16 protein-coding genes are annotated in these 18,435 nt (G+C 73.2%); 10 read left to right on the forward strand and 6 right to left on the reverse strand.

Annotation, left to right across the window (positions count from 1 at the left end):
• Positions 1-146: 146 nt before the first annotated feature.
• On the forward strand, positions 147-1,703 hold the full coding sequence (locus tag ACPU2J_RS03300; RefSeq protein WP_423832700.1) for an MFS transporter: 1,557 nt from the start codon (positions 147-149) through the stop codon (positions 1,701-1,703).
• A gap of 82 nt (positions 1,704-1,785) precedes the next feature.
• Positions 1,786-2,304: a mycothiol transferase gene (locus tag ACPU2J_RS03305; RefSeq protein ID WP_420081808.1), complete on the forward strand. Its 519-nt coding sequence runs from the start codon at positions 1,786-1,788 to the stop codon at positions 2,302-2,304.
• Positions 2,305-2,336: 32 nt separating this feature from the next.
• Here ACPU2J_RS03305 and ACPU2J_RS03310 read toward each other — a convergent pair whose 3' ends face one another.
• Both ACPU2J_RS03310 and ACPU2J_RS03315 read right to left on the reverse strand, forming a co-directional pair.
• The gene (locus tag ACPU2J_RS03310) at positions 2,337-2,765 is read right to left on the reverse strand and encodes a hypothetical protein (protein ID WP_420081807.1); all 429 of its coding nucleotides are present in this window, start codon (positions 2,763-2,765) and stop codon (positions 2,337-2,339) included.
• Positions 2,766-2,969: 204 nt separating this feature from the next.
• On the reverse strand, positions 2,970-4,331 hold the full coding sequence (locus tag ACPU2J_RS03315; RefSeq protein ID WP_365072918.1) for an FAD-dependent oxidoreductase: 1,362 nt from the start codon (positions 4,329-4,331) through the stop codon (positions 2,970-2,972).
• Positions 4,332-4,548: 217 nt separating this feature from the next.
• On the opposite strand from ACPU2J_RS03315, the gene ACPU2J_RS03320 reads away from it, so the two are divergent.
• The 3 genes from ACPU2J_RS03320 to ACPU2J_RS03330 all read left to right on the forward strand — a co-directional run bounded on the left by ACPU2J_RS03320 (position 4,549) and on the right by ACPU2J_RS03330 (position 6,388).
• On the forward strand, positions 4,549-4,740 hold the full coding sequence (locus ACPU2J_RS03320) for a DUF5302 domain-containing protein (protein ID WP_420081805.1): 192 nt from the start codon (positions 4,549-4,551) through the stop codon (positions 4,738-4,740).
• A 175-nt stretch (positions 4,741-4,915) separates the two neighbouring features.
• On the forward strand, positions 4,916-5,329 hold the full coding sequence (locus tag ACPU2J_RS03325) for a rodlin (protein ID WP_423832701.1): 414 nt from the start codon (positions 4,916-4,918) through the stop codon (positions 5,327-5,329).
• Positions 5,330-5,473: 144 nt separating this feature from the next.
• Entirely contained in the window at positions 5,474-6,388 is a 915-nt protein-coding gene (locus ACPU2J_RS03330) for a glycoside hydrolase family 19 protein (RefSeq protein WP_389069785.1), read from the forward strand.
• A gap of 21 nt (positions 6,389-6,409) precedes the next feature.
• On the opposite strand, the gene ACPU2J_RS03335 is transcribed toward ACPU2J_RS03330, so the two are convergent.
• From ACPU2J_RS03335 to ACPU2J_RS03345, 3 genes are all read right to left on the reverse strand, one after another.
• Positions 6,410-9,178 carry an AAA family ATPase gene (locus ACPU2J_RS03335; protein ID WP_423832702.1) on the reverse strand — a complete coding sequence of 923 codons (2,769 nt, stop codon included), beginning with the start codon at positions 9,176-9,178 and terminating at the stop codon, positions 6,410-6,412.
• A gap of 234 nt (positions 9,179-9,412) precedes the next feature.
• Positions 9,413-11,176, reverse strand: coding sequence for a S8 family peptidase (locus ACPU2J_RS03340; RefSeq protein ID WP_423834923.1), 1,764 nt, complete (start codon positions 11,174-11,176; stop codon positions 9,413-9,415).
• 522 nt (positions 11,177-11,698) lie between these two features.
• Positions 11,699-12,448, reverse strand: a complete 750-nt coding sequence (locus ACPU2J_RS03345; RefSeq protein WP_423832703.1) for a DUF1838 family protein — start codon at positions 12,446-12,448, stop codon at positions 11,699-11,701.
• A 352-nt stretch (positions 12,449-12,800) separates the two neighbouring features.
• Here ACPU2J_RS03345 and ACPU2J_RS03350 point away from each other — a divergent pair, with 352 nt between their 5' ends.
• The 3 genes from ACPU2J_RS03350 to ACPU2J_RS03360 all read left to right on the forward strand — a co-directional run bounded on the left by ACPU2J_RS03350 (position 12,801) and on the right by ACPU2J_RS03360 (position 15,251).
• Positions 12,801-13,799: a DUF1996 domain-containing protein gene (locus ACPU2J_RS03350; protein WP_423832704.1), complete on the forward strand. Its 999-nt coding sequence runs from the start codon at positions 12,801-12,803 to the stop codon at positions 13,797-13,799.
• A gap of 112 nt (positions 13,800-13,911) precedes the next feature.
• The gene (locus tag ACPU2J_RS03355) at positions 13,912-14,523 is read left to right on the forward strand and encodes a sigma-70 family RNA polymerase sigma factor (protein WP_420081800.1); all 612 of its coding nucleotides are present in this window, start codon (positions 13,912-13,914) and stop codon (positions 14,521-14,523) included.
• Complete coding sequence (locus ACPU2J_RS03360; protein ID WP_423832705.1) at positions 14,520-15,251, forward strand: zf-HC2 domain-containing protein; 732 nt, start codon at positions 14,520-14,522, stop codon at positions 15,249-15,251. The genes ACPU2J_RS03355 and ACPU2J_RS03360 overlap by 4 nt, the downstream gene beginning before the upstream one ends.
• Positions 15,252-15,730: 479 nt before the next feature.
• Here the strand turns inward: ACPU2J_RS03360 and ACPU2J_RS03365 are convergent, their stop codons facing one another.
• Positions 15,731-16,462: a hypothetical protein gene (locus ACPU2J_RS03365; protein ID WP_365072935.1), complete on the reverse strand. Its 732-nt coding sequence runs from the start codon at positions 16,460-16,462 to the stop codon at positions 15,731-15,733.
• Between the two features lie 180 nt (positions 16,463-16,642).
• On the opposite strand from ACPU2J_RS03365, the gene ACPU2J_RS03370 reads away from it, so the two are divergent.
• Both ACPU2J_RS03370 and ACPU2J_RS03375 read left to right on the forward strand, forming a co-directional pair.
• Entirely contained in the window at positions 16,643-17,593 is a 951-nt protein-coding gene (locus ACPU2J_RS03370) for an ATP-grasp domain-containing protein (protein WP_423832706.1), read from the forward strand.
• Complete coding sequence (locus ACPU2J_RS03375) at positions 17,590-18,387, forward strand: ATP-grasp domain-containing protein (protein WP_423832707.1); 798 nt, start codon at positions 17,590-17,592, stop codon at positions 18,385-18,387. Before ACPU2J_RS03370 ends, ACPU2J_RS03375 begins: the two co-directional genes overlap by 4 nt.
• Positions 18,388-18,435 lie beyond the last annotated feature (48 nt).

An 18,435-nucleotide genomic window follows, 5' to 3' on the forward strand; every position in this document is an offset into this window, starting at 1 on the left:
GGAGCCTACCCAGAATGCTTGACATTATCAATTGTTTACTTGACTCCCTGAAATATCCACGTCTACCGTCGGCCGAGTTACTTGATGACATCAAACATCACGGTTCCGAAGCTCTTCGCTCCGAACACGGAAAAGGTCCCCCAGTCATGAGCTCCCCCTCCCCCGCGTCCCCGGTCTCCGGGGCCGGGAACGAGACGGTCGTCGTCTTCGCCCTGAGCCTCGCCGCCATGGTCGTGTCGATGATGCAAACCCTGCCGGTCCCGATCCTCGGCCTGATCCGCGAGGACCTCGGCGCCTCCACCGCCGGGGTGAGCTGGGTGACCACCGCCACCCTGCTGTCGGCGGCCGTCTTCACCCCGCTCCTGGGCCGGTTCGGCGACCAGCACGGCAAGAAGCCCACCCTCGTCGCCGTGCTCGGCGTGATGGTGGCCGGTTCGGTGCTGACGGCGCTGGCCTCCTCGCTGCCGCTGCTGATCGCGGGCCGGGTGCTCCAGGGCGCCGCCACCGCGATCTTCCCGCTGGCGCTCTCCGTCCTGCGCGAAGAGGTCCGCCCGCAGAAGCTGCCCGGCGCGATGGCCCTGGTCAGCGGCACGCTCGCGTTCGGCAGCGGGCTCGCGCTGGTGGCCACGGGACTGCTCACCTCCGGCCCCGACGCCGACTACCGCAACGCCTTCTGGATGGCCACCGGCCTCGCGCTTCTCGCCCTGCTCGCGGTCCTCGTCCTGGTGCCCGCCACCCGCCACAAGACGGGCGGACGCACCGACGTACTGGGCGCCCTGACCCTCGGCACCGCCCTCCTGCTGCTGCTCCTCGGCATCTCCCAGGGCCACGAGTGGGGCTGGACCTCCGGTCGCACGCTGGGCAGCTTCGCCGGCGCCGCCGTCATGGCCGCCGTCTGGGTCGTGACCGAGCTGAAGGTCGCCGAGCCCCTCGTGGACATGAAGATGTTCGTCCACCGCCCGGTCCTCATGGCGAACCTGGCCGGCGTGCTCGTCGGCTTCGGGATGTTCGCCAGCTTCCTGGGCGTCTCCTACCTGGTCCAGATGCCCGAGGCGCTGACCGGCTACGGCTTCGACGCGTCGATCCTGCGCGCCTCCGTGCAGTTCCTGCTGCCCAGCGCCATCGTCTCGCTGCTCGCCTCGCCCATCGGCGGTCAGATCGTGCGCCACCGCGGCCCGCGCGCCGCCCTGGGCCTGGCCGCCGTGCTCGGCGCGGTCGGCTTCGGCTGGCTGGTCCTCGACCACGGGAACGCCTTCTCCGTGATCGGATCCGGCCTGGTGGTCGGAGCCGCGGTGAGCTTCGGGTACGCCGCCATGCCCGCCGTGATCATGTCCAGTGTCCCGCCCCACCAGAGCGGCATCGCCAACGGCATCAACTCGATCTCCCGTTCCACGGGCAGCGCCATCGGCAGCGCCGTCGTGACCACAATCCTGGCCTCCAAGACCATCGGGCACCTGCCCGCGGGCGTCCCCCCGCTGCCCGCCGAGTCCGGCTTCACCCTCACCTTCGGGATCGGGGCCGTGGCCTTCGCCCTGGTCGGCCTGATCGGCTGGTTCGGGCTGCGCGCCGGGCACGGCTCCACCCCCGCGGCCGCCCCGGCCGGCACCCCGGCACGGCCCGCGACGCAGGCCGCCGGCACGCTCGCGGAGGCCGGGACCTCCACCGGGGCCACCGCCCCCGAGAAGGCCGGCGCCACCCGCTGACCCGAACGGCCGCGGTGCGGCGGTCCGCCCGGCGCGTGTCGCTCGCGCCGGGCGGACCGCCGCACCTTGCATGGTGGGGAGCATGAAGGCTACGGACGTCATCGCAGACGGGTTCGGTCGTATCCGGGAGGTCGTGCACGAGGCCGTGGAGGACCTCCCGGCGCCGCTCCTGAACGCCCGCACCGATCCCGCCGCGAACTCGATCACCTGGCTGGTCTGGCACCTGACCCGCATCCAGGACGACCACGTCGCGGCCGCCGCCGACCGGGAACAGGTGTGGCTCACCGGCGGCTGGGCCGACCGGTTCGCCCTCCCGCTGCCCGCCGGGGCCACCGGCTACGGGCACACGGCCGAGGAGGCCGGATCGGTCCGGGTGGACTCCGGCGAGCTGCTGCTCGGCTACTACGACGAGGTGCACGAGGCGACCCTGCGCTTCGTACGGGGCCTCGGAGCCGCCGATCTCGACCGGGTGGTCGACGAGCGCTGGAAGCCGCCGGTCACCCTCGGGGTGCGCCTGGTCAGCGTGCTCGCCGACGACCTCCAGCACGCCGGTCAGGCCGCCTTCGTCCGGGGCTCCCTGGAGCGGGACGCCGGATCCTGAGCGGCCGCCCGCTCCCGGCCGCACCCCCGGACTCAGAACGGGTCGATCTCCAGCCGGCCCGTGGAGGCCGCGCAGACGTCCCAGCGGCCACCCGTCCGGCGCAGCTCCAGGACCACCGCGACCGGCTCTCCGCCCGCCGGGGTCAGGTCCACGTTGACGGCGGCGCCGTCACCGCTCTCGGTGGACGAGACGATGCGGTGCCCGAAGCGGGGGGCGAGGCCGTGCAGGGTGTCGGCGGGATCTGGAGCGCCGCCGGGGCATCCGCCGCCCGGTTCCGCGTCCGGCGCGGGCCCGCCGCCTCCCACCGCCTCGAGGTAGCCGTCGACCGCCCGGTGCAGGGGGCTGCGCCCCACCGCGCCGGTCCCGGTGAACACCACCGCCATGACGACCGCGGCCACCAGCAGCGGCAGCCCCACCGCGAGGGCCACCAGCCCCGCTCCCACCCCTCGGCGCTCCGGCACAGCCCCGCCCCTCCAGCCGTCGTACGGGCCTCCCGGTCCGTCCGGCAACCCTCCTGCCGGCGGAGACGCAGGGACGGGGGCGGCCGTTCCCGGGCCGGGCCGGGATTTCCCGGACGGGCCGAAGGAGGCCGGGGCGGCCGGGACCGGCGAGGGGCCGGCACCCGTCGGGTGCCGGCCCCTCGCCGGTCAGGCTCCGCTCGCCGGTCAGGCGCCGCTCGCGTCGAGCATCTCGTCGCGCTCGACGATCTTCACGCGCTCACGGCCCTGCGGCTCACCGAGGGCCTTCTCCGCGGCGTCGAGCCGGTACCAGCCCTCCCAGGTGGTGTAGCGGATGCTGCGCTCGGCGAGGAAGGACTCCACGGCGGCCGGCTCCGGCGTGACCGGGGTCGCGAGACGGCCCTCGGCGTGGTCGGCGAGCAGGTTCGCGACGGTCTCGTTCGCGTCGCCCTTCGTGTGGCCGATCAGGCCGATCGGGCCGCGGCGGATCCAGCCGGTCACGTACGTGGACTGCATGGGGCCACCGGCGTCGATCACCCGGCCGCCCTCGTCCGGGACGGTGCCCGACTCCACGTCCCAGGGGAGCTTGGGCAGCTCGTCGGAGAGGTAGCCGACCGCGCGGTAGACGGACTGCACGTCCCAGTCGGTGAACACGCCGGTGCCCTTGACGTTGCCGGTGCCGTCGAGCTCGGTGCGCTCGGTGCGCAGGCCGACGACCTTGCCGTCCTCGCCGAGGATCTCGGCCGGCGACTCGAAGAAGTGCAGGAACAGCTTGTGGGGCCGCTCGCCGATGTCGCGGATCGCCCAGTTCTCCAGGGTCTTGGCGACCATGTCGGCCTGCTTGTTGGCGCGGCGGGTCGCTATGGAGCCCTCGTCGTAGTCGATGTCCTCGGGGTTGACGATGACCTCGATGTTGGGCGAGTGGTCCAGCTCGCGCAGCTCCATGGGGCTGAACTTGGCCTGGGCCGGTCCGCGGCGCCCGAAGACGTGGACCTCGAGGGCCTTGTTGGCCTTGAGGCCGTCGTAGACGTTGGCCGGGATCTCCGTCGGCAGCAGTTCGTCGGCCGTCTTGGCGAGGACGCGCGCGACGTCCAGGGCGACGTTGCCGACGCCGAGCACCGCGACCTTCTCGGCCTCCAGGGGCCAGGTGCGCGGGACGTCGGGGTGGCCGTCGTACCAGGAGACGAAGTCGGCGGCGCCGTAGGAACCGTCGAGCTCGACGCCCGGGATGTCGAGCGCGCGGTCGGCCGTGGCGCCCGTGGAGAAGATCACCGCGTCGTAGAAGGAGCGCAGCTCGTCGAGGTTGATGTCGTTCGGGTAGTCGACGTTGCCGAAGAGGCGGACCTGGGGCTTGTCGAGCACCTGGTGCAGCGCGGTGATGATGCCCTTGATGCGCGGGTGGTCGGGAGCGACTCCGTACCGGATCAGACCGAAGGGCGCGGGCATCCGCTCGAAGAGGTCGATGGACACACCGGGCTCGACGGCGGCCTCGGACTTCAGCAGCGCGTCGGCGGCGTAGATGCCGGCGGGGCCGGCTCCGACGATTGCTACCCGCAGAGGGCGAGGCATGGCAGGGGTTCCCTTCGAGCGACGGCAAGGCGGATCTGGGTGGATCAAAGGGAACCCTAAACGAAGGTAAGCCTAACCCAGCACCCGGTGTCGCCTTATGACCCCATAACCCAATCTTATGACCTCCCCAAGCCCTCCTTGGAGTATCCCGGAACCCGCTGGTCAGCCCGCACACCGGCTGACAGACTGGGGCAGCTTGATCACTCCAGGAGGACGCATGGCCGACGAAGCAGACACCCCGCAGGACGAGTCCCCGGCGGAGGCGGCCAAGCGCCGCTTCCGGGAGGCCCTGGACCGCAACACGGCGAAGGCCCACGCGCAGCAGTCGCACCAGAACCGGGCCAAGGTGCAGGGCTCCAGCAGCGCCGCGAGCGGCAAGAACAAGAAGGTCCGTCGCAAGAGCGGCTGACCCGCCGACCGGGCGATCGTGCCCCGCCGCCGGGCGGCGGGGCATCACCCGGGCCCGTCCGCCATTGGGCCACTCGGGTGAGGGGGCATAACCCTTGGCGCCGTCGCCAGTTGATCAGCGCGTCCCCGCCGTGGACAGCCATCACATGCGACAGCGCGATCTAAGGATTCCCCACATGCTCAAGAAGTTCATGGCCACCGCCGCCGCCACCGCCGCCGTGCTCGGTGCGGGCGCCGCAGTCGCCGCCCCGGCGATGGCCATCGGCAACGACGGAGGCGTCTCCACCGTCAACGGCAACGACGCCGCGCAGATCTACGGCAACCAGGAGACCCGCGGCGACCAGAGCCCGCAGCTCAGCGCCATCCAGGGCTCCCTGAACAAGCTCTGCGTCGGCCTGCCGGCGAAGGTCAACGCCCAGTCCCTGGTCGCGATCCTCGCCAACATCGGTGTCCAGGACGTCAACGTCCTGTCCAACCCGCAGAACCAGCAGTGCGCCGAGAACTCCACCCAGGCGAAGGGCGACGAGGCCCTGTCGCACATCGCCAGCAACATCCCGGTGCTCTCCGGCAACCTCTCCGCCGGCAGCTGATCGGGGCGGATTCCGCGCCGGTGGTACGCGTCACGCGTACCACCGGCGCTTTCCTTTGGTCTAGACCTTGACAGGTTCAGACCATTTCGCTTCAGTGGGCGCTGTTGCCCCCACGGCAAGTCCCCCCACCGAAGGAGCAGTTACGTGATACGTGCGCTTCGCCGCCGCGCCTTCTCCCTGGCCGCCGCCGCGGCCGTGACGATCGGCCTCGCCGTCGCACTCCCCTCCTCGACCGCCTCCGCCGCGGCCCCCTGCGCCTCCCCCTGGGCCTCGTCCGCCGTCTACACGGGCGGCATGAGCGCCTCCCACGGCGGCCGCAACTGGCAGGCCAAGTGGTGGACCCAGGGCGAGACCCCGGGCACCACCGGACAGTGGGGCGTCTGGGCCGACCAGGGCGTCTGCGGCGGCGGTGGCGGCCAGGACCCGGATCCCGACCCGTCCGGATTCGTGGTCTCCGAGGCCCAGTTCAACCAGATGTTCCCGAACCGGAACCCCTTCTACACGTACAACGGCCTGGTCTCCGCGCTGTCCGCCTACCCGGGCTTCGCCAAGACCGGCGACGACACCACCAAGCGCCGGGAGGCCGCCGCCTTCCTCGCGAACGTCTCGCACGAGACGGGCGGGCTCGTCCACATCGTGGAGCAGAACACCGCCAACTACCCCCACTACTGCGACGCGACGCAGCCGTACGGCTGTCCGGCAGGCCAGGCGGCGTACTACGGCCGCGGGCCGATCCAGCTCAGCTGGAACTTCAACTACAAGGCGGCCGGCGACGCCCTCGGCATCAACCTGCTCGCCAACCCGTACCTGGTGGAGCAGGACCCGGCGGTCGCGATGAAGACGGCCCTCTGGTACTGGAACACCCAGAACGGTCCGGGCACCATGACGGCCCACGCCGCCATGGTCAACGGCGCGGGCTTCGGCGAGACCATCCGGTCGATCAACGGCGCCCTGGAGTGCAACGGCGGCAACCCCGCCCAGGTGCAGAGCCGCATCTCCAAGTACCAGAGCTTCACCCAGCTGCTGGGCGTCACCCCGGGCAACAACCTGGGCTGCTGACCCGCCGCACGGCCCGGCCGGTCACCGCGTGCGCAGCGCGGTGGCCAGCTGGGCCCGTGAGCGTACGTCGAGCTTCTGGTAGATCCGGGTCAGCCGGGCCTCCACCGTCTTGACGCTGAGGAACAGCTTGGCCGCGGCCTCCTGGTTGCTGGCCCCCTGGCTGACCAGCAGCGCGAGGCGGGCCTCGGCCTCGGTCAGGACGGCGGACGGGGAACCCCCGTCGCCGGCCCCGTCGCCCGCGGCCGGTTCCCGGGCCAGGTCCGCCCAGGGGCCGGCCCCCGCCCGTTCGAACACCTCGGAGGCCGCGCGGAGCGCCGTACGGGCCGGCGCCCGGCGTCTGCGGCGGCGCTCGACCCGGGCGAGCGCCAGCAGCGTCCTGCCGCGTTCCAGCGGCAGGCCGAGGGCTTCGAAGCGGTGCGCCGTGTCCTCCAGCAGGCTCACGGCCGCGTCGGCCTCGCCCCGGGCCGACAGGCACAGGGCGGTGGCCCGGTCCAGTGCGGCGAGCACCCCGGTCCGGCCGAGCCGCAGGGCGACCGGGCGTACGGAGTCCAGCAGGGCGGCGGCCTCGCCCGGCGCGTCGGCGGCGGTCAGGGCCTCGGCCAGCTCACCGTGCCAGCGCAGGATCGACGGGTCCACCACCTGCTGGGCGGCCTCCAGTTCGGCGACCCGGCGCAGGGTGGCCACGGCCTTCGCGGCCTCCCCCGTGGCCAGTTCGACGACGCCGAGCGCGTGCAGGCTGCGGGAGAGGAAGACCTGGTCCTGCTCCTCCTGGGAGGCCTGGATGCCGCGCCGGGCGTATCCCTCGGCGCGTGCGAAGCTGCCGCCCATGGTCTCCGCCATGGCGGCCACGTACCAGGCGGGCCCCGGCGAGAGGCCCGCCTCGATGGTCAGCTCCAGGGCCCGGCGGGCGTGTGCGGAGGCGGCTTCGCAGCGGCCGCTGCGCAGTTCGGTCTCGGTGAGGCTGCGCAGGACCTCGAAGACGTCCTCGGCGGAGCCGGTGCGCTGCACGGCGGGGAGCAGCAGCATCAGCTGGCGGCGGGCGTCCGTGAGCCGGTCGTCGAAGAGGGCGTGCCGGACGGCGAGGTACTGGGGGGCGTTGCGCATGCCGAGGGGCACCTCAGGTGCGGGCAGGGCGAGCGCCTCGGCCAGGATCTCCTCGGCGCCCGCGTCGCCGAGGATGCGGCCCATGCGGGCCCGTACGGTCAGGGCCATGGCTTCGGCGGTCTGGTCGCCGCCGAGCGCGGCGAGGGCTCCGGCCGTGGCCGCGGCGTCGCGGGAGCGTACGGGGTCGCCGTCGCTGAGGTTGTGTTTCCAGGCGATGCGCAGCTGGACGGCGGCCTGCAGCGAGGGGTCGCCGGCGGCCTCGTCCATGGCGTGGGCGAAGGTCTCCTCCAGGGTGCCGAGGGCCTGCCCGGCGGCGTCGATCACCGCGAGGCGGGCGCGGACCCGGTCGGCGGGCGAGGCGTCCCGGGCCAGGACGGCCCGGGCGGCGCGGCGGGCGAGGTCGGCGCGGCCGGACCAGCCCGCGTCCTCCGCCGCGGTGACCAGCCGGGCCAGTTCCTCGCCGGGCAGCCAGGACGGTGTGCGTTCGGCGGCGAGCAGGCCCAGCTCGGCGGCGAGGGCTCGCTGGCCCTTGCGCCGGCAGACGGCGGAGGCGTCGCTGATCTTCGCGGCCAGCCACTGGTCGGGGGTGTCGACGGCGAGCGCCCGGTGCCGTACGGCCTGCACGGGGTCGTCGACGGCGGTGGCCAGGGCGGCGTGCCCGGCGGCGCGCTCGGGCCAGCCCGCGTCGGCCGCGAGGGCGGTGGGCAGGGCTCCGGCGGCGAACTCGACGGTGCCGTCCGCGCCGACCCTGACCAGCGCGGCCCGCTCGGCCTCGGCCAGCTCGGCCTCGGCGTCGGGACGGCCGGCCCGGCGCAGCAGGGAGACGGTGGGACGGGAGGCGAGGGCGGCGAGCAGCAGGGTGCGGCGGGCAGGGGCGGAGGCTCCGGCGAGGAGCCGGCGGGCCACTTCGCGGGCCTGTCCGGAGAAGGGCAGGGGGTCGGCGTGGTGGGCGCTGCCGTCGCGGGCCTCGGCGGCCTCGGCGAGGGAGTGTCCGAGGGCGAGGGCGAGACGGGGGTTGCCGCCGCTGGCCTGGTGGACGCGTCCGGCGAGGCGGGCGGGCAGGCCGTGGCGCATGAGGAGTTCGGCCAGTTCGTCCGCACCGAGCGGGGGCACCCGGATCACGGGGGCGCCGGGGCCGCAGAGGGGTTCGCCGACGGGGGTCGCGCCCTGGACGCACTCGGCCGCGAGGACGCGGACGCGGGGCGGGGTCAGGCGCAGGGCGAAGCGCAGCAGGTCGGTGCTCTCGGCGTCGAGCCACTGGACGTTGTCGAGGACGAGCAGGACGGGCCGTTGGGCGGCGAGGGTGCGCAGGACCTCGACGACGGCGAGGCGCAGCGCGATGTGGTCGCGGCCGGCGCGCGGGGCGTCGGCCTCCCGGCGCAGCAGGGCGACGGCGGTGCGCTGGGGGCCGGAGAGCCGTTCCAGGGCGGCGGCGGGGACGGTGGCGAGGAGGGCCGCGGCGGAGGCCTCGGGTATCCACTGGTCCGCGGCCTCGGGGGCCAGGTGGAGCACGGTCTCGTCGCGTGCCTCGGCGGCCGCCGCGACGACGCGCACGACCTCCGTCTTGCCCGCTCCGGCGGGTCCGGTGAGGTGGGCCCGGCCGTGCGTGGTCAGCGCGCGGTCGACCGCCTTGATGAGTTCACCGTGTCCGACACTTGTGTCAGCGTGCCCCGTCGCCGCCACCACGCACAGCCACCAGCCTTCCAGTCCCCAGCTCCTGTGCCCTTCCTGTGAGAGGCGAGAATACGAGGTCGGACGCCGGTGGGACCCGGATTGTGACGCAGGAATCAGTCCGGGGGGCAGGAAAACCCGGCGGACCTGCCGATACGCGGGGTATCGGCAGGCCCGGGGATTCCATTGGTCCGTACTATCGCTCCGTCACGCCGAGTTGGCGCTCCGGGCCAAGTCGGTCCGAAGGGGTCAGAAGGTGAGGTTCCAGGAGTCGATCTTGCCGGTGTCGCCGCCGGCGTTGTCGTTGACCCGGAGCTTCCAGGTGCCGTTGGCGGCCTCGGAGGAGGCGTTCACGGTGAAGACCTGGTTGATGTTGTCGGCGCTGCCGCCGGTCCGGTTGTGGACCGTGTAGACGGAGCCGTCCGGGGCGACCAGGTCGACCTTGAGGTCACCGATGTAGCTGTGGACGATGTTCACGCCGACCTTGAGGGCGGCCGGGGCGTTGCCGGTCCGTCCGCTGACGGTGATCGCGCTCTCCACGGTGGTGTTGTCCCCGATGGCGACGTCCGTGGTGTTCTCGAAGGCCGGGGCGGGCTGGGTCGAGGTCACGGCGGCGACGGTCGCGGTGGCGTCGGCGAGGCCGGAGCCGCAGCCGCCGGTGCAGGTGCCGGCGAGCGGACGGGCGTTGTTCTTGATCGCCGTCTCGATCTGGGCGGGGGTCAGCGAGGAGTTCGCGGACTTCATCAGCGCGGCGAGGCCCGCGATGTGCGGGGCGGCCATGCTGGTGCCCTGGTACGGCTTGTAGTTCTCGGCGCCCGGGGTGGTGGTGCCCGCGTTCAGGGTCGAGAGGATCGCGTTCTCGGGAGTGGTGACGGTGCCGGGCGTGTCGGTGGCGCGGCGGGTCTCACCGCCCGGGGCCGAGATGTCGATGACCGAGCCGTAGTTCGAGTAGTACGAGCGGTCGCCGGCGCGGTTGGTCGACGCAACGTTGATCACGTTGTTGCAGCTGGCGGGCGAGTAGCCGGCGGCGTCCGCGTTGCTGTTGCCGGCCGCGACGACGACGGTCGTACCGCGGGCGACGGCGGCGTTGATGGCGTTCTGGTAGCTGGTGCCGCAGGCGCCGGGGCCACCGAGGCTCATGTTGATGACCTTGGCCGGGGTGGCGTTGGCCGGGACACCGGACACGGAACCGCCGGAGGCCCAGGTGATGGCGTCGACGATGTCCGAGGTGGAGCCGCCGCACTTGCCGAGCACGCGGACGGGCTGGATCTTCGCGCCGTAGGCGATACCGGCGACGCCCTTGGAGTTGTTCGTGGCGGCGGCGATGGTGCCCGCGACGTGGGTGCCGTGCCAGGAGGAGTTGCTGGCCTTGGAGTTGAGGCCGCACTCGCCGTCGGTGGCGTTCCAGTCGCCCTCGTCGGCGGGGTTGCTGTCGCGGCCGCCGCCGTCACGGGCGTACGCGGAGCTGCTGATGAAGTCGTAGCCGGCGACGATGTTCGGGGCGACGTCCGAGTGGGCGACGTAACCGGTGTCGATCACGGCGACGGTGACGCCGGAGCCGGTGGTCTTGTCCCAGGCGCCGGGGACGTTCATGCCGGCGGTGGGCTCGAAGAGGTCCCACTGCTTGGCGTAGTCGGTGTCGTTCGGCGTGACGGCCATGGCGTAGGCGCGGGTGTCCGGCTCCACGTAGGCGACGTCCGGGTCGGCACGGAACTGGGCCATCACGTCGGCGGCCTCGGCCGGGGCGACGGTCCCGCCCAGGTTCACCAGAGCGGCTCCGGTGCCCAGACGGCGGTCGAACTTCGCCTTCTTGCCGGCCTTCTTCCCCTTGGCGGCGGCGTCGTCGGCGGCAGCCGTGTTGGAGCTGGCCTCGGTGGCCGAGGACTTGTATCCGACGATCAGGTTCTCCACGGGCGCCGTGGCGGCGACCGCGGCCGCGGGGGCCGCGGCCGGGTTCTCGACGGCCACGGCCACCGAGGCGGTCGCGGTGCCGGCGAGCAGGGTGACGGACATGGCCACGACGGATATGAGCCTGCGTCTCGTTGCGTGCACGTGATCCCTTTCGAGGGCCGTTTCCGGACATGCCGGAGCGGCCGGTCGGTGCAGTGTGGGGGTGGTTCCGGCGGCCGCGGGGCCGGGAGCGAGTTGGTCGGTCTCGCCCCGGCCGCCGCCGCGCGCCACGCTGTCCCGGCCGCAACGGCGAGGCAGGGGCAACGGCGTCCCGGCTCTCTCCGCCGGGTCCGCGGGCCTACACGCCATGTGGGGTTGGAGTGTCGACCGCCCGGGCCGGGGAAGATCGCCGGTGGGCAGACAGTAGGCAACGCGACGGTGAACTCGATACGGGGAAAACCCTTGTCCGCCCCCCGCCACTCCCCCCGAGGGCCCCTCGGCACCGGCCCTGAACAGGCGTTTCGAGGGGCGCGGCGAAATGACGACCCTCGTCGGGACCCTCGGCGCGGCCCTCGGTACGACCCCGGCACGGCCCCCGGCAGGGCCCTCGGCGCGGCTCCCCAGGGAGCCTCGGCGGGGCGGACCTCAGTGGGGCGGGTGCAGCCTGCGGAAGTGGGTCCAGCTGGTCTCGTTCGGTTCGGTCCACTCCTGCGGGGCGTGGGCGAACTCGGGACGGTGGGCGGCAATGTGCTCGCGGGTGCGTCCGGGCACCTGCGCCCAGGAGTCGAGCTTGCGGCCGCGACAGTGGAAGGTGAGGCCGCCGGGGCGCGGACCCTGCTCCATCCACGGCAGCCACGGGGACATCCGGGTCCAGGACATGGTCGAGGGCACGCTGACCGCGTCGGTGGCCAGAACGGTGGCGGGTGCGAAGAACTGGAAGAGTTCCAGGGCCCGGTAGGTGTCCTCGGCCGAGTTCCGCGGGTACTGCGCGACGGGCAGCGGCGAGGGGTGGGACAGGGGGATCTCCAGGCTGAAGCAGACCTGGTCGCCCAGCTCGGTCAGCGGTACGGGGAAGGGGCGCAGCACGAGGCTGGCCGGGTCGTTCCAGACGTGCACCACCGGCTTGTTTTGCCAGGTCCCGAGGATCTCCCGGGTGCGGGGGTCGAGGTAGAACGCCGCCTCGCGGGCGAGGAGCCGGTAGCCCTCGCCGTTCCCGTCCGCCACCAGGCGTGCGACGTTGACCCCTTCGAAGCCGAAGAGCCGCCGGTAGGGCTCGCCCGGGGCCCACGAGTGGATGTCCCCGGTCCACCAGAAGACGACCTCGGCGCCGTCCAGGGAGGCGCGGGTACGAGCGAAGGCGCGCAGCAGCTCGGCGGGGGTCGCGGCGTGTGTCATGCGGCCCACTGTGCGCTCCGCCGGCTCCGGTCGGCAAGCCGCCGCAAGGACAACTCCGGTGCGTGCCGCGGCGGAAGCTCCGCGGGTACGGGCCCGGGGCGCCCGGGGTCCGCCCGCGCGCCCCGGGAATTCGCCCGGGCGAACGAGCCGCGCCCCGGGCGGCCGCGCGGGCCCCGTCCGGGGGCCGGCGGACGGGGCCCGGGACGGGAGTGCGCGCGGGTCCGGGACGGGAGTGCGCGCGGGTCGCCGGACCGGTGTCCGGGCCGGTGTCCGGGCCGGTCCCGGGCCGGTCCCGGGCCGGCATGCGGATGCCAGGTTGACGTCGGCGGATCCACCGGAGACGGTGACCGCCATGTGGATGGAACACCGACTGCTGGCCCTCGTCGTCTGCGTGGTCCTGGGCGGCGGGCTGACGGCCGCGGCCGTGGGGGCCTCGCGTTCGGACGGCACCCGTGCGGCACCGTCCTCCGGCGGGCCCGAACCCTCCGACTACGTGGACATACGCGACGTCCCGGTGGGACCGGCGGCGCCGGCCGCCACCGCCGGCGCGGGGTCGCCGGGATCCATGGTGGTCGCGTGCGGCCGCAACGAGGAGAGGCACTACAACGAGGACAACGTGGTGGTCTCGCCCGGTCTGCGGTCCGGCGCCCACCACACGCACGCGTACGTGGGGAACCTCTCCACGAACGCCCTCTCGGTCGAGGCCACCCTGGCCGCCGCGGCCACCAGCTGTACCGGCGGGGACCGTTCGACCTACTACTGGCCCGTCCTGCGCCGCCCGGAGCGGCCCGGCATCCTCCCGCACGAGACCTCCGCGGGACACGGCAACAGCGGCGAGATCCTGCCCGAGGCCTCCGTCCGCGTGGAGTACCGGGGCAATCCGGTGGCCGAGGTGGTGCCGATGCCGCCCTTCCTGCACGCGATGACCGGTGACGCCGTCGCCCGCACGGCCGCCGACCAGAGCAACGTCCGCGCCCGGTGGGGCTGCTCCGGCTCCCCCGAGCGGTCGACGACCCGCTATCCGCGCTGCCCCGAGGGCGACCGCCTCACCCGGACCCTGGTCTTCCCCAGCTGCTGGAACGGCCTGGACACCACCAGCCCCGGGCACCGTTCGCACCTGCGCTTCCCGTCGGCAGCCGGCGTCTGCCCGGCGGGCACCTTCCCGGTGCCGGAGCTGCGTCTCTCCCTCGCCTACGAGCTGCCTGCGGGGGCCCCGGTGGCCGTCGACTCCTTCCCGGAGCAGCGGCACAGCCCGGCCACGGACCACGCCATGTTCGTCAACGCGATGACCGACCGGCAGATGGCCGCCCTGGTCGACTGCCTGAACTCGGGCCGTCACTGCCGCACCTGAGCGGCGTCCCGCCGTACGGGCACACCGGAGTGACGCAGCTCACATGAACCGGCTGGGCTCCGGTGGCGTGTTCCGACCGCACCACCTGAGCGAGAAAGACGGAGAGGGTGAGATGGCCGGACCACTGTGGCCCCGAAGTCGGCGGGGCTCGACCGACGAGGCACTGATCAGATCGGTGTACGAGGAGCACGGCAACGCGCTGCTCGCCTACGCCACCCGGTTGACCGGGGACCGGGCCGCCGCCGAGGACGTCGTCCAGGAGACCCTCATCCGTGCCTGGCGGCACTCCGAGGTCCTCGTGAACGGGAAGGGCTCGGTGCGCGGCTGGCTGCTCACCGTGGCCCGCAACATCATCACCGACCGGTACCGCGCCAAGGCCGCCCGGCCGCCGGAGGTCTCCGGTTCCGCGGCCGCTCCCCCGGTGGAGGCCGACCACGCCGATGCGGTGGTGGACAGCATGACCGTCCTGGGGGCACTGGACCGGCTGTCGCCGGAACACCGGGACGTGCTGAAGGAGTTGTACTACCGGCAGCTCAGCGTGGCGGAGGCCGCCGACACCCTCGGGATCCCGGCGGGTACGGTCAAATCGCGTTCGCACTACGCGCTCAAGGCTCTGCGGGACGTCTTCAGGGACGACGGCCTGCGGGAGGGCACCGACAGACAGGGAAGACGATCGGGCAGGCCGCCCCAGCAGCCGTCCGGACTGCGTGAGGTGGTGGCATGAACGGGCAGCGGCACGAGGAGGAACTGCTCGGTCCCTACGTGCTCGGCGTCCTGGACGCCGAGGAGGCCCGCCGGGTCGAGGAACACATGGGCGGATGCGTGCGGTGCCGGGAGGAGGTGGCCGCCTTGCGCGAGATGGAAGCGGCCCTGGGAGAGGTGCCCGAGGAGGCGTTCCTCGACGGGCCCCCGCAGGGCGGGGACCTGATGCTCCAGCGCACCCTGCGGCAGATGCGCGGCGAGCGGACCGGTGCGCAGCGCCGGCGTGCGGGGCTCACGGGGCTCGCCGTCGCCGCTTCGCTGGCGGCGGTGTTCTGGGCCGGCACGCAGCTGGGCTCCGGGGATCAGGGGGCCGTGGCACTGCCCGTGCCGCCTGCGCCGACGGCGTCGGCGGACCCCTCGCCGCCTCCCAAGGGGACGCGCAACCTCTCCGCGACCGATCCGTCCACCGGTGCGCGGCTCACCGTCCAGATGACGCCCGCGACGGAGTGGGTGCGGCTGCGCGCCGCGGTCACGGGCGTGCCGCCGGGCGAGCGGTGCCGCCTGGTCGTGGTGGCCAAGGACGGCAAGCGCACGACGGCGGGCAGCTGGGTCGTCGGCGGCCAGACGCCGGAGAAGGGCGAGGGCAAGGGCGCGGCGTTGGACGGTTCGGCGGCCGTGGACCCGGCGGACGTCAAGGCGGTCCTGGTCGAGAACGAGTCCGGCAAGACCTTCGTGTCCGTGCCGGTGTGACGGACCGGTGCGCGGCCCGGCCGGTGATCTCCGGGCCGGGTCGCGCACCGGGTCGCGGGAAGTGACGGCCGGACGTGACGGCGGACGTGACGGAGCCCGGGAGCATATCCAGCTCCCGGGCTCCTGTGTGCCACCCAATTGCGCACACCGGCACGTTGAAGAGTCGCGGATCATTCTGAGGTCGACGTGTTCTGCCTTTGAACTACCGCGCCACGAGGAGAGGCGCAGGGGGGACTTGAACCCCCATCCGTCGATGATCGTCCGCGCTCGGTCGATCCGGTGTTCGGCGGCGAATACTGAGACTGGAGCGAGAATCTGAGATTTACGGGGCCGCCTCTGCCAGGCTTGGGCCACCCCGGCGCGTAGTGCCGGGGGAGGGATTCGAACCCCCAACTGACACCCCATGTCAGCTTCAACATCAGTTTCAGCTTGCGCGCTTCCGCGCACCCCCCGCGCTCGAACGGGGGGCGATCGTGGGGCTACCGGAACAGGTAGCCGAACACCGCGTCACCGATCCGCTGGTCGGTGACCTCGGTGCTGTTGGCCTCCTCGCGGGCGAACTTCACGGCCTGCTGGAGCTTCTCGACACGCTCCAGCAGCTCGTTCACCCGGCGGGCGGGCAGGGCGCCGGAGAACTTCACGGTCGTCCAGTAGCCGACGGGGACGTCCTCGTAGTAGACCTCGACCTGCGCCGGGTGCTTGTCGGTCGCCTCGGCCTTGACGTGGTTGCGGGGCACCTTTTTGGTGCGGATCGTGCGGACGGGGTCCGTCTTCCAGGCGTCGGTGGACGGGTCCGCGCTCCACGCCTCGGAGGCGTCCAGCACCGGCAGCTTGCGCACGAAGGTGTGCAGGTCGGTGAGCTGCTTCTCCAGGAAGAGCAGATAGGGCACGGGCACCTGCGGGAGCAGGACCGTTCCGTCCACGACCACGTCGGCGGACGCGCTGCGGTTCGCCCAGTCCTTGGTCGCCGTCACGTCGAACAGCCGGGTCAGCGTGGCCGCCGTCGAGCGCAGCACGTCCTCCGCCTTGATCTGCACCCGGGTGGACTCGGGCGGCAGCTGCTCGCCCTCCTCGTCCTTGGGCTGGTACGTACGCGAGATGCCGGCCAGCAGGGCGGGCTTCTGCACGTCGTGGTGAGCCTGGGTGAGCTCCTGGAGGGACTTGGACTTGACGCCCTTTTCCACTGCGATGATCTGATTCAGCTTCGGCACGCGGCCAACGTAGCAACGGCCGTCCGCGTGGTTCACCTGGTTTTCCGCGCGGGGCCGTTCCCGCCCCGCGCCGGGCAGGCCCACACCGGACCGATCATCACATTGCGGTTCATGACATCCTGTGACGTCACAACTCGCCGGGCGGAATCGGCGGACGTCCGGGGAACATGGGGAAGGTCGATGAGGCTCTGCTTCCTGGTGGAGGAGCACTACCGCCACGACGGCATGCCGAACGAGGTGATCCGGCAGCTGACCTCCTGGGGCCACCAGGTGGACGTCGTGCGGCCGGGCGGCTCGCTCCTGCGCATGACCGGTCTGATCGACGCGTCCGCGCACGACGCGTGGGTGCTGAAGACCGTCTCCGGGGGGCCGGGGCTGACTCTGCTCGAAGCCGCCGCCGCGGCCGGCACGACCACCGTCAACGACGCCCGCTCCATCCGGGGCGTGCGCGACAAGGCACTGGCGGCGGCGATCGGACGCGTCCGCGGGCTGCCGCTGCCCGCGACGTACGCCGTGGCCCACCCCGCGCTGCTCCGGGAGATACCGGCGGCCGAGTACCCGCTCGTGGTCAAGCCCGCGGACGGCAGCTCGGGCCGGGCCGTGCACCTGGTGTCCTCCCCGGGGCGGCTGGAGTCGCTGCTGCCCCTGCTGGCGGGCGAGGGCATGCTCATCGCCCAGCCGTACGTCCCCAACTCGGGCACGGACGTCAAGGTGTACGCGGTCGGCGGCGAGCTGTTCGCGACGGAGCGCTGCTCCCCCCTGCACCCCGACCCCGCGGTGCGGGAGCGGCGCGTACCGCTGACGTCCGAGGTCGCCGCGATCGCCGCGCAGGTCGGGGCCGTGTACGGGCTCGACCTGTACGGGGTGGACGTGCTGCTGGGGCCCGACGGGCCGGTGGTCGTCGACGTCAACGACTTCCCGAGCTTCCGTCAGGTGCCGGACGCGGCCGCACGGGTGGCCCGGGCCGTGCTGGAGCTGGCGAACGCGGGCGGCTCGGCACGTGCGGCGGCACCGTCGATCCCGTCGGCACCGTCGATCCCAGCCGCCACGCCCATCCCTTCCGCCCCGTCGATTCCTGCCGCCCCGTCGATTCCGGCGCAGGCAGCGGCCGGGGCGGGGGACACCGTATGAGGATCGGCCTGATCACCCCGGAGCCCGGCCACCCCCTGCTGGCGGACACGGCCGCCCTGCTCGCCCCGGAGCACACGGTGGTGGCCCTCGACCCGGCGTCGGCCGGAGAGGTGCCGGCGCGGACGGCCGACGTGTACCTGCTGAAGTCGCGCACTGCGCGGGCCCTGGAGCTCGCCCGGAGCCTGGAGGAGCGCGGGGCGCCCGTGGTGAACTCCGCCGCCGCCACCGCACGCGTACAGGACCGCACGGCCATGGCGGAGCTCGCCGTACGGGCCGGGCTGCCCTTCGCCGAGACCCTCTGCGTCGGCCCGCTGGCCGCGTGGGCCCGCACCGCCCGGCCCTCCGCGCCCGTGGTCGTCAAGAGCCGGCGCAGCCGCCGCGGTGACCTGGTCGCCCGCGCCGACGACGCCGCCGCACTGGCCGTGCTGGCCCGGGACTGGCCCGAGGAGCCCGTCGTGGTCCAGGAGTACGCCCCGAACAGCGGCTGGGACCACAAGCTGTGGGCCGTCGGCGACCAGGTCTTCGCCGCCCTGCGCCGCTCCGAGCTCTCGCCGCAGGGGCGCGGGCCCACGCGGCCGCTCGCGGTGGACGCGCTGCCGGCCGGCTGGGCCGACCTCGTCCGCGAGGTGGGCGCGGTGTTCGCCCTGGACGTCTACGGCGTGGACCTCATCGGCACCGGCACCGGCAGCCCGCTGATCGTCGACGTCAACGCCTTCCCCGGGATCCGGGGCCAGGCCGGCGCACCGCGCGCCCTCGCCGACCTGGCCCTGCGCAGGGCGGCCGGCCACCGCTGAGCCCCGAGGAGGGCTCCGGGAGGACGTCGAGGGCTCCCGGAGCCCTCC

Origin of the sequence: Streptomyces manipurensis, assembly GCF_049570255.1 — a bacterium.
Taxonomy (GTDB): Bacteria; Actinomycetota; Actinomycetes; order Streptomycetales; family Streptomycetaceae; genus Streptomyces; species Streptomyces manipurensis.

What these genes read in the sequence shown, in the direction of transcription:
- ACPU2J_RS03300 (WP_423832700.1), top strand. Translation starts at nt 147, where the DNA reads ATGAGCTCCCCCTCCCCCGCGTCCCCGGTCTCCGGGGCCGGGAACGAG.
- ACPU2J_RS03305 (WP_420081808.1), top strand. Translation starts at nt 1,786, where the DNA reads ATGAAGGCTACGGACGTCATCGCAGACGGGTTCGGTCGTATCCGGGAG.
- ACPU2J_RS03315 (WP_365072918.1), bottom strand. Translation starts at nt 4,331, where the DNA reads ATGCCTCGCCCTCTGCGGGTAGCAATCGTCGGAGCCGGCCCCGCCGGC.
- ACPU2J_RS03320 (WP_420081805.1), top strand. Translation starts at nt 4,549, where the DNA reads ATGGCCGACGAAGCAGACACCCCGCAGGACGAGTCCCCGGCGGAGGCG.
- ACPU2J_RS03325 (WP_423832701.1), top strand. Translation starts at nt 4,916, where the DNA reads ATGCTCAAGAAGTTCATGGCCACCGCCGCCGCCACCGCCGCCGTGCTC.
- ACPU2J_RS03340 (WP_423834923.1), bottom strand. Translation starts at nt 11,176, where the DNA reads ATGTCCGTCACCCTGCTCGCCGGCACCGCGACCGCCTCGGTGGCCGTG.
- ACPU2J_RS03345 (WP_423832703.1), bottom strand. Translation starts at nt 12,448, where the DNA reads ATGACACACGCCGCGACCCCCGCCGAGCTGCTGCGCGCCTTCGCTCGT.
- ACPU2J_RS03350 (WP_423832704.1), top strand. Translation starts at nt 12,801, where the DNA reads ATGTGGATGGAACACCGACTGCTGGCCCTCGTCGTCTGCGTGGTCCTG.
- ACPU2J_RS03355 (WP_420081800.1), top strand. Translation starts at nt 13,912, where the DNA reads ATGGCCGGACCACTGTGGCCCCGAAGTCGGCGGGGCTCGACCGACGAG.
- ACPU2J_RS03360 (WP_423832705.1), top strand. Translation starts at nt 14,520, where the DNA reads ATGAACGGGCAGCGGCACGAGGAGGAACTGCTCGGTCCCTACGTGCTC.
- ACPU2J_RS03370 (WP_423832706.1), top strand. Translation starts at nt 16,643, where the DNA reads ATGAGGCTCTGCTTCCTGGTGGAGGAGCACTACCGCCACGACGGCATG.
- ACPU2J_RS03375 (WP_423832707.1), top strand. Translation starts at nt 17,590, where the DNA reads ATGAGGATCGGCCTGATCACCCCGGAGCCCGGCCACCCCCTGCTGGCG.